The sequence below is a fragment of the Leptospira noumeaensis genome, assembly GCF_004770765.1.
Classification (GTDB): Bacteria; Spirochaetota; Leptospiria; order Leptospirales; family Leptospiraceae; genus Leptospira_A; species Leptospira_A noumeaensis.
Genome location: NZ_RQFK01000026.1, coordinates 677,586 through 692,529 on the forward strand (window position 1 = coordinate 677,586; position 14,944 = coordinate 692,529).

General features: G+C 38.9%; 12 protein-coding genes. 10 read left to right on the forward strand and 2 right to left on the reverse strand.

Annotated elements, in window-relative coordinates:
- Window positions 1-77: 77 nt before the first annotated feature.
- Window positions 78-1,952 (reverse strand): tRNA uridine-5-carboxymethylaminomethyl(34) synthesis enzyme MnmG, encoded by a 1,875-nt coding sequence (mnmG, locus tag EHQ24_RS11335; RefSeq protein ID WP_135601727.1) that lies wholly within the window; start codon window positions 1,950-1,952, stop codon window positions 78-80.
- A gap of 168 nt (window positions 1,953-2,120) precedes the next feature.
- On the opposite strand from mnmG, the gene EHQ24_RS11340 reads away from it, so the two are divergent.
- The 10 genes from EHQ24_RS11340 (at window position 2,121) to EHQ24_RS11385 (ending at window position 14,275) form a co-directional block, all read left to right on the forward strand.
- Window positions 2,121-3,044 (forward strand): branched-chain amino acid transaminase, encoded by a 924-nt coding sequence (locus EHQ24_RS11340; protein ID WP_100743666.1) that lies wholly within the window; start codon window positions 2,121-2,123, stop codon window positions 3,042-3,044.
- Between the two features lie 6 nt (window positions 3,045-3,050).
- Entirely contained in the window at window positions 3,051-3,983 is a 933-nt protein-coding gene (locus tag EHQ24_RS11345; protein WP_135601728.1) for a hypothetical protein, read from the forward strand.
- Between the two features lie 217 nt (window positions 3,984-4,200).
- Window positions 4,201-5,526 (forward strand): chromosomal replication initiator protein DnaA, encoded by a 1,326-nt coding sequence (dnaA, locus tag EHQ24_RS11350; protein WP_135601729.1) that lies wholly within the window; start codon window positions 4,201-4,203, stop codon window positions 5,524-5,526.
- A gap of 246 nt (window positions 5,527-5,772) precedes the next feature.
- Window positions 5,773-6,891 (forward strand): DNA polymerase III subunit beta, encoded by a 1,119-nt coding sequence (gene dnaN, locus EHQ24_RS11355; RefSeq protein WP_004786738.1) that lies wholly within the window; start codon window positions 5,773-5,775, stop codon window positions 6,889-6,891.
- A complete protein-coding gene (gene recF / locus EHQ24_RS11360; protein ID WP_135601730.1) occupies window positions 6,891-7,994 on the forward strand; it encodes a DNA replication/repair protein RecF in 1,104 nt (367 codons plus the stop codon). Before dnaN ends, recF begins: the two co-directional genes overlap by 1 nt.
- Window positions 7,991-8,314, forward strand: a complete 324-nt coding sequence (locus tag EHQ24_RS11365) for a DciA family protein (RefSeq protein ID WP_135601731.1) — start codon at window positions 7,991-7,993, stop codon at window positions 8,312-8,314. The genes recF and EHQ24_RS11365 overlap by 4 nt, the downstream gene beginning before the upstream one ends.
- A 78-nt stretch (window positions 8,315-8,392) precedes the next feature.
- Entirely contained in the window at window positions 8,393-10,312 is a 1,920-nt protein-coding gene (gene gyrB / locus EHQ24_RS11370; protein ID WP_135601732.1) for a DNA topoisomerase (ATP-hydrolyzing) subunit B, read from the forward strand.
- A 19-nt stretch (window positions 10,313-10,331) separates the two neighbouring features.
- Window positions 10,332-12,857, forward strand: a complete 2,526-nt coding sequence (gene gyrA / locus EHQ24_RS11375; RefSeq protein ID WP_135601733.1) for a DNA gyrase subunit A — start codon at window positions 10,332-10,334, stop codon at window positions 12,855-12,857.
- Between the two features lie 9 nt (window positions 12,858-12,866).
- On the forward strand, window positions 12,867-13,880 hold the full coding sequence (locus EHQ24_RS11380) for a tRNA dihydrouridine synthase (RefSeq protein ID WP_135601734.1): 1,014 nt from the start codon (window positions 12,867-12,869) through the stop codon (window positions 13,878-13,880).
- An 11-nt stretch (window positions 13,881-13,891) separates the two neighbouring features.
- Window positions 13,892-14,275, forward strand: coding sequence for a PilZ domain-containing protein (locus tag EHQ24_RS11385; protein ID WP_135601735.1), 384 nt, complete (start codon window positions 13,892-13,894; stop codon window positions 14,273-14,275).
- A 71-nt stretch (window positions 14,276-14,346) separates the two neighbouring features.
- Here the strand turns inward: EHQ24_RS11385 and EHQ24_RS11390 are convergent, their stop codons facing one another.
- A complete protein-coding gene (locus tag EHQ24_RS11390; RefSeq protein WP_100788893.1) occupies window positions 14,347-14,928 on the reverse strand; it encodes a lipoprotein LipL21 in 582 nt (193 codons plus the stop codon).
- Window positions 14,929-14,944: the final 16 nt, after the last annotated feature.

A 14,944-nucleotide genomic window follows, 5' to 3' on the forward strand; every position in this document is an offset into this window, starting at 1 on the left:
GGGGAGTCCTTCTTGGTTTTTTAATTAAGGAAAAATTTGAATCGATAACTTTGTGATTCTTTTTCAGAATTCGATTTCTATCGTCTGTCCACCAAATGATAGAGGAGAAGATCCACATCAGAAGGATCCACCCCAGAGATATGAAGCGCATTTTCTAAATTCATAGGACGGTGTTTTTCTAACTTCACCACAGCTTCCGTCTTCAAACCCTTCACAGCGGCGTAATCAAAATCAGGCGGGATCTGAAAGTTTAAAAACTTCTTACGGTATTCAATCGTCTCCAACTCTCGTTTCAGATAACCTTCGTATTTGACTTCCATTTCTAAAACAGCTTTCTCATCTTCGTTTAGGTTTTGAAGTTCAGGAAGAAAAGTTTCGATGTCTTCAATTTTGATATCAGATCGTTTTAAAAACGAAGCTACCGTGTGACCAAATTTATAATTTTCAATCTTCTTCTCTTCTAAAACTTTTGTGAGTTCCTCTGTTGGCTTCATCGATGTTACAAACATTTGGGTTTTGATTTTATCGATCCTAGCATAACGATCTTTCATATCTGTATAGAGAGATTCGTCTACAAGTCCCATCTCATATCCATATTGCATGAGTCTTTGGTCGGCGTTGTCTTGGCGTAAAAGCAATCGATATTCGGCGCGACTTGTGAACATTCGGTAAGGATCTTCCACACCTTTATAAACCAAATCATCCACAAGCACTCCGATATAAGATTCACTTCGTTTGAAAAGAATTGGTTCTTCCTTTCTGACAGAACGAATCACATTGTATGCAGCAACCAGTCCTTGTGCTGCGGCTTCTTCATACCCGGTAGTTCCGTTGATTTGACCTGCATGATACAGGCCTTTTACTTTTTTGGTTTCGAGAGTTGGGTTTAGTTCTGTTGGATCTACAAAATCATATTCGATGGCGTAACCCGGACGCATGAGTTCCACTTCTTCTAAACCTTTGATGCTTCGAAGAAACTTCCATTGCACTTCCTCGGGCAAACTTGTGGACACACCATTGAGATACATCTCGTTGGTTTCATATCCTTCCGGTTCGATAAAGATTTGATGACGATCTCTTTCCGCAAACCGAACGACCTTATCTTCAATCGAAGGACAATACCTTGGGCCAACACTTTTGATCTGACCCGAATACATCGGTGAGTATTCTAAGTTTTGTTTGATCAGTTCATGTGTGGTGTCGTTGGTATAAGTGATGTAACAAGGTATTTGTTTGCGATCGATCTTACTAGTTGAAAAAGAAAAGGGACGAGGGTTCTCATCACCATCTTGCACATCGAGTCCATCAAAGTTGATGGAATTTTTATGAACACGAGCCGGAGTTCCTGTTTTGAGTCTTCCGAGCTTTAATTCAAAACGAGCGAGTGTATGGGAAAGACCTTTGGTTGTAGGTTCCCCAATCCGACCTGATTCTTTTTGGTAAGTTCCAATATGAATCACACTGGATAAAAAAGTTCCTGTGGTTAGGATCACATGATTTGTATAAAAAGTAAATCCACGACCAGTGATAACACCAGTCACTTGGTTTCCTTCCACAATCAAATCTTCAACCGTGTCTTGTCGGATGGAGAGAGTTTTTAATTTTTCCAACTGGTGTTTGATCATGAGCTGGTATTGTTTTTTCTCAGCTTGTGCACGGGGGGCCCAAACCGAAGGACCCTTCGATGTGTTTAACATCTTAAATTGAATTCCAGTTTGATCAATCACCCGACCCATAAGTCCACCAAGAGCATCCACTTCACGAACCATATGTCCTTTTGCAATTCCACCGATGGCAGGATTACAACTCATCTGTCCGATGGTATCCAAGTTCATTGTGATCAGTAAAGTTTTGAGTCCTGCTTTGGCAGAGATATAGGCAGCTTCTGTTCCGGCATGACCGGCACCAACAACGATACAATCAAATTGGTTGGGATAAAAGGATGGATTCATATTATGTCTTCTTAGTGATTCAGTTCTTAAAAATTGCGAGGGAGTGGGATCAGAAAATCTACTCCTTAGAACGATATCAAAAGCATCGGCCTATGCTTCGAGAGAAAAAAAGATAAAATTCATTTTCTAATTTTGAAACTTCAGAAGATTGGAAGGATAGGAATCTCAATGGCTCAGAATTCATTCCCTTACACATACTTTGAAGGAAAGATTGTTCCTTCCGAGGACGCGAAAGTCAGTGTCCAAACCCACGCCTTACAATATGGGACAGGTGTCTTCGGTGGAATCCGCGGTTACTACAACGAAGCGAAAAAAAATCTTTATGTCTTCCGATTGCCAGAACATTGCAAACGACTCGTGAACTCCACAAAGATCATGCAGTTACAAATTCAGATCACACCGGAAGAGATCCAATCCATCATTTTGGATCTGCTTCGTAAAAATGAAGCAAAACAAAATGTATATTTAAGACCTTTCATTTACACTTCTGCCTTACAACTCTCACCACGTTTTCATGACGTAAAAGCAGACATCACCGTTTATGCTTTGAAGTTGGATGATTACCTCGATACTCAAAATGGACTGACAACCATTGTATCTTCTTGGCAAAGATTTTCTGATAACCAAATTCCTACTCTTTCTAAAGTAAGTGGTGGGTATGTGAACTCAGCTCTTGCGAAATCAGAAGCCGTTCAAAATGGAATGGATGAAGCTATCTTTTTAGATGCTAGAGGTTTTGTATCGGAAGGTTCTGCAGAAAATCTATTTATCGTTCGTGATGGAGTGATCCATACACCGACAATTCCTTCTTCAATTTTAGAAGGGATCACAAGAAGAAGTATCATTCAAATTGCAAAAGACTTAGGGATCCAAGTTGTGGAAAGAGACATTGCTCGTTCTGAACTTTATATTGCTGATGAATTATTTTTTTCAGGAACAGGTGTGCAAGTGGCTTGGGTGAAAGAAGTGGATCGTCGTGTGATTGGAAATGGAAACATCGGACCCATCACCAAAAAAATCCAATCTATCTTTTTTGAAGCGGTTCGTGGTGAACAACCAAGTTATATGAATTGGCTGACACCGGTATACTAAAGACCAATGGCTGATGCTTTGTTCTCATTCGACCAAGTGTCAGGCCAAGATGTTGCACTGACTTACTTAAAATCTTTTTTAAATGATAGGTCACGAATTCCTGGATCTATCATTTTTTACGGACCCGATGGGGTGGGGAAGTGGACAGCCGCTGAAAGATTCTCGAGACAACTTCTTTGTTTAGAAGGAACCTCTTGTGGGGTTTGTGATTCTTGCAGACAATTTATGAAAGGTGTGCATCCCGACTTCATTCAATTTCCGAGAAGAAAAAACATAGCCATTGGAAAAGAAAAAGATCCAGAAGATTTTACCATCCGATGGTTGTTATCAGCGAGGATTCCTTTCAAACCACATACATCAGATTACCGAGTGGTTTTATTTCCCGAAGCAAATCGCATTAATAATGAAGCAGAAACCACTCTTCTAAAAACTTTGGAAGAACCTCCACCTCATACAAAGTTCATTCTCATCGTTAACGATTTAAAAAACTTAAAACCAACCATTGTCTCTCGATCAGTTTGTGTTCCTTTCAACTATCTCCCTCAAAACGAAATCAAAAAAATTCGTAGAAATGAAATGACTGAATCCAAACTTTATTATGGTGGATCACTCAATCCCTTTGAAATCTCTGATGAGTTTTTGGAAGAATGGCATGAGAATGTAAGGGAACATTGTCACGATTCCATTTTACTTTTTAAATTGGAAAACTGGGTGCGAGACCAACTGGGAGAATTTCGCTCCAACAAAGAAGGACTAACCGGAATTGATTTTTTAGAGATGATTTGTTTGTTACTTCTTTATGAATACAGACAAAAAAACTTTGAAGCCAATGTAGGAAGGATTGAAGCCATCTTAGATTTTAAAATGAAACTACATTATGAAATTCCTGCACTCGAGTATGTTCTTTTATCACAGTTATTTTTACGTTTAGCAACATAGTAATAAAAAGCCGATTGTTATCGTAAAGTCAGCAATTGAAATAAAGAACACCTAACGCAAATTATAAGGTAAATTCCAGTCAAATCACTTAAGGGACATAATTTTTTTATTCGGTTCGACTATTTTTTCTAGTTTGGATCGTTTTCGGATTTTTCATTTGAATTCTACCTACTTGCTAAAAGTATAGTACCCGATTTCACATTTAGGGCGGGGAAACTTGGAAAGACGTTGGGAAGAAATTTTAGAAGAAATATCGAAACAGATACCTCCCAAGTACTTTTCTAATTTCATTGCACCACTCAAATTCGATAAATCAGAGAACCAGGTGGTTCACTTAACGGCTCCTTCCACAGGAATCAAACGCCATGTGGAAACCAAATACACAAGTTTCATTGAAGACGCCGTTTATCAAGTAGTAGGTGATCGATTCAAAGTATCCATTCTCGCTGAATCAGAATCATCCACACAGATTTTTAAGGAAGTCATCCAATCCAAATTTGATGAATCCGACTCGGATCTAAATCCAGAGTTTATTTTTAGTAATTATATCACTTCTGATTCCAACCGCATTGCTTATACGGCCGCAAAAAGTGTAGCAGAACAACCAGGGAAATACAACCCATTGTATATTTTTGGACCAGTGGGTGTGGGCAAAACCCATCTATTGCATGCCATCGGAAACGAGATCAAAAAGAAAGATCCATGGAAGACTGTACGGTATGTAAATAGTACCTCGTTTTTAAATGAGTTTATTTTTACGGTTCGTCAGAATAACCGCGAGTCACTCGAATCTTTCAAAATCAGATACCAGTCTTATAATGTTTTACTCTTTGATGACATTCAATTTTTAAATGGTGGGGCTGAGAAAACCCAAGAAGAGTTTTTTGCTCTCTTCAATTTCCTTTATGATAGAAAACGCCAGATTATCATTGCATCCGATAGACCAAGTTACGAACTCCCGTTACACGAAAGGCTAAAATCTCGGTTTGTGCACGGTCTCCAAGCGGATATCAAATCACATGACTTGGCACTGCGGATCGAACTTTTGCGAGCCAATTTTTCTGAATTCAATATTCCGGCCAGTGACAAACTTCTTCTTTGGCTTGCCGAACGATTGGAAGGGGATTCAAGGGCTCTGATTGGAATCGTAAACGATTTGGTTTTATACAAAAAAGCTTATGAATACTTTTTACTCACGGAAGAAAAAATTCAGGAAATTGCCGAAGCACGTTTTCTGACGAATAAAAAACGAATTGGATTCAGCCCCGATATGGTCATTGATCTTGTCTGCGAAAGATCCAATGTCGCTCGCAAGGATTTGTTAGGAAAGAGTCGGAAAGCAGATTTCATTCCGCCTAGGCATCTTTGTATGCTCCTCCTGCACGATGTCCTCCATGTTCCGAAGGCACAAATTGGAAGAATTTTTTCAACCACACATTCGACCGTCATCCACGGAATCGATAAATTCAAAGAGCGTATGAAAACAGACCCACAATGGGAAGACCTGTTTCATACCATCAAACACAAGATAAGTTTCCAATAACCTGTGATTAATCCGACCATTACCTGTCGATAAACTGTCGATAGGACATAGTCAGTCCTTATTGTCCCTTAAATTTTTCCCAACCTGTTCAAAGTGACATAAATATTGACAGTTGCAAAAAGGAAAAATCCTGACATAATTCAATAAAAATTGATGTTTCCAGGCTTTATCGACATACTGACAGAACCAACGGAAACGACATAATATATATAAAGATATATAATATAAATAAGAAGAAGAGGAAAAATGAAATTCACTGTCAATACTACAGAATTCCTAAAAGCAATCAACTCAGTGGATGGAGTCATCTCAGTTCGAGAAATTAAATCTGCTCTCTCCAATCTCAAAATCCAAACAGGTGAAAATGAAGTTTATCTTTCTGCTACCGATCTCGAGATCGCGATCAAAACATCTGTTCCTTCCACAATCGGAGAAAAAGGAACAGCATCTTTACCTGCGAAACAGCTATCGAGTATTTTTAAAAACTTAAACTTTGATACAAGTTTGCTCACAACCACTGACCAATCAGAAAACTCGGAAACAACTATCACTGATGCCAGTGGTAAGATGGACACTAAGTTTAAAGTCAATGGAATTGATTCTGAAGATATCAAAACCATTCCAAAAGTAGATGAGACAAGCGTTGTTGAATTTCCTTGCCAGACCATTCGTGAAATGTTTCGTAAAACTTCTTATGCGATGGCGATTGAAGAAACACGTTTTGTATTCAATGGTCTCTTTTTAAAACCAGACAATACTGATCTAATTGTTGTTGGAACGGATGGACGTCGTCTTTCTAAAATCGTTCGTAAGTTTCCAAAACAATTCCCATTCAAAAATGGTGTGATCATTCCTCACAAAGCAGTTCGTGAAATGCTTAAAATGATGGAAGGAAAAGAGACTGCAAAGATTGGATTTGTAGAAGAACAAATTTATGTTTCTTCCGGAAACGTAGAACTTCTTTTCAAACTCATTGATGGAAACTTTCCTGATTACGAACAAGTCATTCCAAAACAAACTTCAGAATCGGTTCGAGTTGTAAAAGCTGACTTTTTAACATTTTTGAAACAAGCTTTGATTTCTGCAGAAGAACCTTCGAAACAAATTCGTTTGGCTTTTACTAAAGGAAATGTCAATATCAGTTCTTCCAATCCTGGAACGATGATGTTTGATCACAATATGCCAATTGAATACAATGGAGAAGCAATCACCATTGCGTTTAAAGGAGATTATTTGAGTGATGTAGTCAAAGCTGTGGATGATCCTGAAGTGATTTTAGAATTCACAACTTCTAGTGCTCCTGTTCTTTTTAAGGATCCTTCTGATAGCGACTTTGTTTCTGTCATTATGCCAATGAAACTTTAATGTTTCTAAAGAAAATTTACATAAAGAATTTTCGCAACCACGAAGAAACTCAGTTAACATTCAAATCACGTCTTATCTTTTTTATTGGAAACAATGGAGAAGGTAAGACAAACCTTCTCGAATCGATTTCACTTCTTTCCTATTTAAAAAGTTTTCGCGAATCAGACCAAAACCAACTCCTTCGTTGGGATACAAAAGATACTTTCATTCGTGCTGAATTTGAATCCGAAGAAACTGATTATTTATTTGAGTATGGAATTGAACATTCCTATTCCAAACGAAAGAAACTGAAAGTCAATGGAGAAGAGTTTAAAAAAATCTCTGACTATGTAGGATACTTTCGTTCGATTGTGATGAGTCCACCTGACATCCTCATCATTGAAGATGGGAATGTCGAACGTCGTCGTTTTTTAGATGCCTTTATTTCATCCACCAATCGTTATTATTTAAAACAACTCATTGAGTATGATCGTTTGTTGAAACAACGAAATGCTACTTTAAAAAAAGATAATTCTACAGATCGGGAAATCGGAATTTGGGATGAACCAATCATCCAACACGATGCAGAAATTCGTGAAATTAGAACCAAAACCATTGAAAGTTTAGCTGGATACTTTCATAAAAATTTGCAACAGTTAAGTTCTGGAAAAGATCCCTTCTTTTTAACTTACAAACCCAATATCGCATCCAAAGAAGAACATAGACAAAAACTAACCGATAATCTACGTAAAGACAGAGCCATCGGTTACACGAGTTGCGGTAATCATCGCGACACGCTACCGATTGGTTTTGATGATAAAGATTTGAGTGGATTTGGATCCCAGGGTCAAAAACGAAGTGCTGTCATTGCTCTAAAAACTGCGTGTTTCCAAATGATCCGTGATACGACGGGGGAAGCTCCCGTTCTACTGATTGATGATATCATTCGGGAACTAGATGTGAAACGAAGAGAATACTTTGTGAATTTGATTTCTGAATGTGGTCAGGCATTTTTTACCACCACAGATTTAGAAGGGATTCATGAATATGTGGGAAACCTAACAGTTGATAAAGAAATTTACCAAGTGGAAGCGGGAAAAGTAAAGGTGTTTTCAGAGAAATGAAAAAGGTCGAACTCTCAGAACTATTTCAAAGTTTGGAAAAAATGGGTATGGATAGGGAAGCTGTCTTTCGGGATCAAATTCTGAAAACATTACGACTCAAATGGAATGACATAGTAGGTGATTACTTTGGAAAGCAGAGTTTTCCCAAATCCATTGATGGAAAAAAACTCACAGTTGTTTGTCGTCACTCGATGATCTCCCAGGAATTAGAGTTCCAAAAGACAGAACTTTTAGCGAAAGTGAACTCAATTACGAACCCAGTTTTATTGGAAAAAATTCAATTTAAAACAGGAAACGAATTCCAAAATCCCAGGTCTTAAGTCACTTAAATCTCCCCGATTTCACTTGCCCTTCGAGGGTCTTTCTAGGATACTTCCTATAGGGTATCTTATAAATCTATGTCCAACCAAACCGATCCAAACGCCTATTCAGCCTCGAAAATTAAGATCCTAGAGGGTCTAGAAGCGGTGCGGAAACGCCCCGGAATGTATATCGGAACCCAAGATGAGTCCGGCCTACATAAGATGGTTTATGAGGTTGTGGATAACTCTGTGGATGAGGCAATGGCTGGCCATTGTACAGAAATTGATGTCCGCATTTTACCAGACCATATCATTGAAGTTCGGGATAATGGTCGCGGAATTCCCACAGGAATTCACCCGGATAAAGGTAAGTCTACCATTGAGGTGGTATTAACTATACTACACGCCGGTGGTAAGTTTGAAAACGATGCTTATAAAGTATCGGGTGGTTTGCATGGGGTAGGGGTTTCTGTGGTGAACGCTCTTTCTACTTATTTAGAAGTAGAAGTCCACCAAGATGGAAAACTCCATTACCAAAAATACCAAGCTGGTGTTCCTATTGAAGATGTAAAAATTATTGGTGATACAACTCACCGCGGAACAGTCGTTCGTTTTAAAGCGGACGACACAATTTTTACAACTGTTGATTTTTCTTTTGATACCCTTTCTGCAAGATTTAGAGAAATTGCTTTTTTAAACAAAGGGTTACTCATTCGTATCGAAGACCAACGAAAAGAAGAAGTTGCGAAACATGAATTTAAGTTTGATGGCGGAATTGTTTCCTTCGTTGAATACATCACGGATGCAAAACATCCTTTACATAAAGTTTTACACTTTGTGGGCGAAAAGGAAAATGTTTGGGCAGAAATTGCTCTTCAATACTGCGATACTTACAGCGAAAACATTTTTTGTTTTACCAATGCGATTAATAACAACCTAGGTGGAACTCACTTAGAAGGTTTTCGAACTGCTCTCACAAGAACTTTAAATGACCATTTAAAGAAAGACCAAATCCTTTTCAAAAAACAACCCAATGGTTTACAAGGGGATGATATCAAAGAAGGCCTTTGCGCTGTGATATCGATTAAAATTCCACAACCACAGTTCAACTCACAAACAAAAGAAAAGTTAGTGAACGCAGAAGTGAAGGGTCTGATGCAAACGATCACGGGTGAAGGGCTCAATCGTTTCTTTGAAGAAAATCCTGCTGTCATTAAAAAGATTTTAGAGAAATGTATTCTAGCATCCAAAGCAAGGGAAGCAGCGAGACGAGCACGAGATCTCACAAGACGTAAGACGGTTTTAGAAGGTGGTGGCCTTCCTGGAAAGTTAGCAGACTGTTCCGAAAAAGATCCTGAACATTGTGAACTGTATCTTGTCGAGGGGGACTCGGCTGGTGGATCTGCAAAACAAGGTAGGGATAGAAATACCCAAGCCATCCTTCCTCTGAAAGGTAAAATTCTAAACGTGGAAAAAGCTCGTTTGGATAAAATTTTGTCGAATGAAGAAATTCGAACCCTAATTACAGTTATGGGAACGGGAATCGGTGATGATGAGTTTAATATCGATAAACTTCGTTATAAAAAAATCATCATTATGACAGATGCGGACGTGGATGGATCTCATATTAGAACTCTACTACTTACCTTCTTCTTTCGGTATATGAAACCCATTATTGAAACAGGTTCTCTCTTTGTTGCACAACCTCCGTTGTATCTTTTGAAATTTGGTCGCGAAGCGGTTTATGTTTATTCCGATCGCGAAAAGGATGAAATCCTAAAAGCAAGATCCAATGACAAAGTAACGATCCAACGATACAAAGGACTCGGGGAGATGAACCCTGAACAACTTTGGGACACCACAATGGATCCAAAAGAACGAGTTATGTTACAAGTAAAGTTACAAGATTTTGTAGAAGCAGAAGATACATTCAATATCCTTATGGGTGATGAAGTATCTCCACGCCGTCGTTTCATTGAAGCGAATTCATACAAAGTTGCAAATTTAGATCTTTAATCGGAATTAGGATAAAAAAATGACCGAACAAAACGGCCAAGAAAACGAATCAAACAAAACCTTAGCACTGAATCTTTCCGGTAGACCAGACGTTGCCGGTGCTCTCAAAGCAGGTGTAAGAGTCATTCCGGTAGAAATCGAAGACCAGATGAAGGAAGCTTACCTTGATTATGCGATGAGTGTAATCGTAGGACGTGCACTTCCCGATGTCAGAGATGGATTAAAACCAGTTCATAGACGTGTTCTCCATGCGATGAATGAAAGAGCATGGAGATCCGATCGTCCATATGTAAAATCAGCGAAAATTGTTGGGGAAGTGATTGGTAACTATCACCCGCATGGTGATTCCCCTGTTTACGAAACTATGGTTCGTATGGCCCAAACTTTCTCTATGCGAGAAACTTTGATTGATGGACAGGGAAACTTTGGATCTGTCGACGGTGACAATGCTGCGGCTTATCGTTATACAGAAGCTCGTCTTACAAAACTAGCCGAAGAACTTCTCAAAGACATTGAGAAAAATACAGTCAGTTTTTCACCAAACTTTGATGATACGAGACAGCAACCAGATGTTTTACCAGCTAATTTTCCAAATATTTTAGTCAATGGTTCCACAGGGATTGCCGTGGGTATGGCAACGAACATTCCACCGCATAACTTAAAAGAAGCGGTGAACGCGGTGATTGCACTCATTCAAAATCCTGATATCACGCTTCCAGAACTCATGAAGATCATTCCCGGACCGGATTTCCCTACTGGTGGAACGATCATTGGTGGAGAGGGACTTTACCAAGCCTACGCGACAGGAAAAGGTTCCATTCGCATTCGTTCCAAAGTGGATATCATCGAAAACAACAAAGGTCGTGAGATCATTGTTGTGAATGAAATTCCCTACCAAGTAAACAAAAAGAATTTACTCGAAAAAATTGGGGACTTGGTAAACGAAAAGATCATAGAGGGTATTTCTGAAATTTTAGATCTTTCAGATAGAAAAGGAATTCGAGTAGAGATTCACGTTAAAAAAGATGCGAACGCTCAGGTAATTCTAAACCAGTTGTTCAAACTGACACAACTACAAGTGAGTTATGGAATTACCATGCTTGCGATTTTAGACAACCGTCCTAAAATTTTCTCTCTTAAAGAAATTCTAAAAGCCTATGCTAATCACAGAAACGAAGTCGTAATCAAACGTACTGAATTCGATTTAGACAAAGCACAAAAAAGAGCTCATATCTTAGAAGGGCTTCGCATTGCTCTTGATAACATCGATGAAGTGATTCGTATCATCCGTGCTTCGAAAGATGCAAGAGAAGCCCAGGGCTCCCTCATGGCTACCTTTTCCCTTTCTGAAATCCAAGCGGATGCCATTTTGGAAATGCGTTTGCAACGTTTAACTTCCTTAGAAGTTCAAAAGATTATCGAAGAACTAGAACAAGTTAGACTTCTCATTGCTGACCTAGAAGACATTCTTGCCAAACCAGAACGAGTTAAATCGATCATCTGTGATGAACTTGGAAAGGTTGCCCAATCTTTTGGAAATACTCGCGCAACAGAAATCAGCCTTGAATCTTTAGAATCCTCAACATTCAACGCAGAAGATTTGATTGCTGATGAAGAAGTAGTCGTTCAGTTATCAGAAGATATGTTTATCAAACGCCTTCCTATGGATACGTTCCGTCGCCAAAAACGTGGCGGAAAAGGTGTTCAAGGGATCTCAACCAAAAGAGAAGACTTTGTTAAAAAACTAAGTAGTGCCATGACTCATGATAACTTGATGCTTTTCTCTAATAAAGGAAGAGCATTCCTAATGAAAGTTTATGAGTTACCAATTGCTACCAAAGAAGCACGTGGTAAATCACTCAAAGCAGTCATCAACTTAAATGATGATGAAATCATCACTTCCTTGTTTACATTCCGAAATTTCGACGAGTCCTATCTTCTCATGGTAACAAGAGAAGGTTTTGTGAAAAAAATCCAATTAGATGAATTCACAAATACTAAAAAATCGGGAATCATAGCCATTGGCCTTCGTGATGGAGATGAACTCATCGATGTGATTGCCAATCCAAACAACTTTGATGTGTTTATCGGAAGTAAAAATGGTCTCGCAATTCGAATGAATTTGAATGAACTTCGTTCGCAAGGAAGAACGGCTTCCGGTGTGACTGCCATGAAGTTGGAAGATGACGATGCCATTGCAGGGATTACAAAAGTAGAACCGGGAACTAATTTATTCTGCGTCTCCGAAAACGGATTTGGAAAACGAACTGATTTTGAAGAGTTCTCTACTAAAGGTCGTGGTGGCAAAGGGATGACCTACTTAAAGATTGGTGAAAAAAATGGACGGGCTGTTGGAATTGCTTCTGTAAAAGAAGAAGATGAACTTCTCGTCATCACACAATCCGGAATGGCGATTCGCGTAGAAGTGAAAACAATCTCAATGGTGGGTCGTTCTGCTATGGGTGTCAAAGTTGTGAATACCAAAGATGATGACTTTGTAAAAGACTTTGCCGTCGTTAGAGATTCAGAATCCGAGTCGGAATAAAGAGGGATTATGATTACCATCGGGGGAGTGACAATCAAAGGTGATGTTGTTCTTTCTCCGATGGCGGGTATTTCTGACAGTCCTTACAGGCAAATCACAAGACGGTATGGTTCAGCTTTTGCTTACACGGAATTTGTATCCACAGAACAATTGTTAATGGGAAATACAAAGTCGTTGGATATGTTTCGTTATTTAGAAACGGAACGACCCATCTTTTTTCAAATTTTTGGTTCGGATTTAGAAACGGTTGTGAATGCCTCAGAAATTGCTGCTTCTAAAAAACCAGATGTAATAGATTTGAATATGGGATGTTCGGTTGCTAAAGTTTCCCATCACGGCTCAGGTGCTGGTCTTTTAAGAAATGTTAATTTGGCTGGTGCAATGATTGAAGGGATTCGAAAAAAAACGGGTCTTCCGGTGACTGCAAAGATTCGACTCGGTTGGGATTCTAACTCCTTAAATTATTTAGAAACAGTCAAAGTATTGGAAGGATCTGGAGTATCGGCTATTTCCGTTCACGGAAGGACAAAAGCTATGGCTTATACCGGTTTAGCCGATTGGAATGCAATTGGTGAAATCAAATCAAAAGCAAATGTTCCTATTTTCGGAAACGGGGATGTGGCCAGTTTTTCAGAAGCATTGAATAAGAAAAAGGCTTATGGAGTTGATCTTGTTCTGATTGGTCGCAAGGCGATTGGAAACCCTTGGATTTTTTCTGAAAGACCCAAGGAAGAGGTTAGCTGGTCAGAAATCAAAGAAGTCATTTTGGAACATTTAAATTTAATGTTAAATTTTTATCCTTCCGAAGATGATTATGCTTTGATCCTTTTTAGAAAACATTTTATACGATATATAGAAAATACTGGTTTCCCAGAGGAAACAAAAAGAGAACTTTTAGCAATCACAAATGTGAATCAATTTATAGATAGATTAGAGTCCGTGCAAATCGATTCTAAGTTTTTGGAAACAAGCGAAATAAAAAATGAGAATATCAACTGTGAAACATTTGTTAGTCTCGCATAAAGGAAGTTAAAATGGCAGATTCTAAGCAGTCAATATTTTCAGATAGTTATAGTAAATATGGTGGAGCAAAACAAAAACGTAAAGATGCAAGGGTAAAATTAGACGTACCTTGTACTGTAGAACTTATTAAATCAAAAAATTCTGCAGTCACTGGACATCTTTCCGATTTAGGAACAGGCGGACTTGCTTTTCAAACAACAGCTATCTTTTACGAAGGGGATCAAGTTAAGATCCAATTTTCTCTTCATCAAAATCCGTTAGAGATCATTGGAACGGTGCACAGAACGGCAGGAAAAACAACTTCGGTGATTTTCCAACCTTTGGCAGCAGCGGAACATAAAATTGTTCAAGAATTCATCCATAAACATTACTTTGATCCAAAACTAAAAAAGTAATTTAAGGCCAGGGCAAAAAAAAGCCCCCTTTAAAAGGAGGCTTTTTGAAGTTTAAGTGCTAAACAGTCAGATTACTGAGCTGCAGTTGCCTTTGCTTCCAGAGCTTTTTGTCCACCCGCATAACGCAAGTATCCAACACACTGACATTCTTCCCAAGTTTCAGGTTCGCCAACATTTGCGCAAATTCCTGTATCGTTGTTAAGTGAGCAGCAGTCATAAACTCCAACACCTTTGATGATACCTTTTGATTCAGAAACAATTACGGAACCTGTGGATTGACCATCAGATACACCAGAAGCTTGTTCTAAGTATTCACCTAAGATTTTTTTCAAACCATCACCAGCAACTTGAAGACGAGCTGCTTCACGGCAAGTGGATTGTTTCATAGCAACTGAGTTAGCTTTGATGGCTTTGTCAGAAGCACGTGCAGAAAATTTCATGTAAAGATAATCGAACTCTTTCTCTTTTCCTTTGCAATACTCAGCAGGGCTTTCACCACGTTTTGCAGCAGCGGCGTCTGGCGCACAAGCCCAACCTTCAAAAATCCAACCATTTTTACCTACGGTCGTAGCGTCTCTTCTGCCTCCATCATTGGATCCGCAAGATACAACAAATGCGATTAGAGAGGCACATACGATAAGCGATTTCTTCATAAAGAATCTACTCCTT

Coding starts and splice junctions, on each gene's coding strand:
- mnmG (WP_135601727.1), bottom strand. CDS start 1,952: ATGAATCCATCCTTTTATCCCAACCAATTTGATTGTATCGTTGTTGGT.
- EHQ24_RS11340 (WP_100743666.1), top strand. CDS start 2,121: ATGGCTCAGAATTCATTCCCTTACACATACTTTGAAGGAAAGATTGTT.
- EHQ24_RS11345 (WP_135601728.1), top strand. CDS start 3,051: ATGGCTGATGCTTTGTTCTCATTCGACCAAGTGTCAGGCCAAGATGTT.
- dnaN (WP_004786738.1), top strand. CDS start 5,773: ATGAAATTCACTGTCAATACTACAGAATTCCTAAAAGCAATCAACTCA.
- recF (WP_135601730.1), top strand. CDS start 6,891: ATGTTTCTAAAGAAAATTTACATAAAGAATTTTCGCAACCACGAAGAA.
- EHQ24_RS11365 (WP_135601731.1), top strand. CDS start 7,991: ATGAAAAAGGTCGAACTCTCAGAACTATTTCAAAGTTTGGAAAAAATG.
- gyrB (WP_135601732.1), top strand. CDS start 8,393: ATGTCCAACCAAACCGATCCAAACGCCTATTCAGCCTCGAAAATTAAG.
- gyrA (WP_135601733.1), top strand. CDS start 10,332: ATGACCGAACAAAACGGCCAAGAAAACGAATCAAACAAAACCTTAGCA.
- EHQ24_RS11380 (WP_135601734.1), top strand. CDS start 12,867: ATGATTACCATCGGGGGAGTGACAATCAAAGGTGATGTTGTTCTTTCT.
- EHQ24_RS11385 (WP_135601735.1), top strand. CDS start 13,892: ATGGCAGATTCTAAGCAGTCAATATTTTCAGATAGTTATAGTAAATAT.
- EHQ24_RS11390 (WP_100788893.1), bottom strand. CDS start 14,928: ATGAAGAAATCGCTTATCGTATGTGCCTCTCTAATCGCATTTGTTGTA.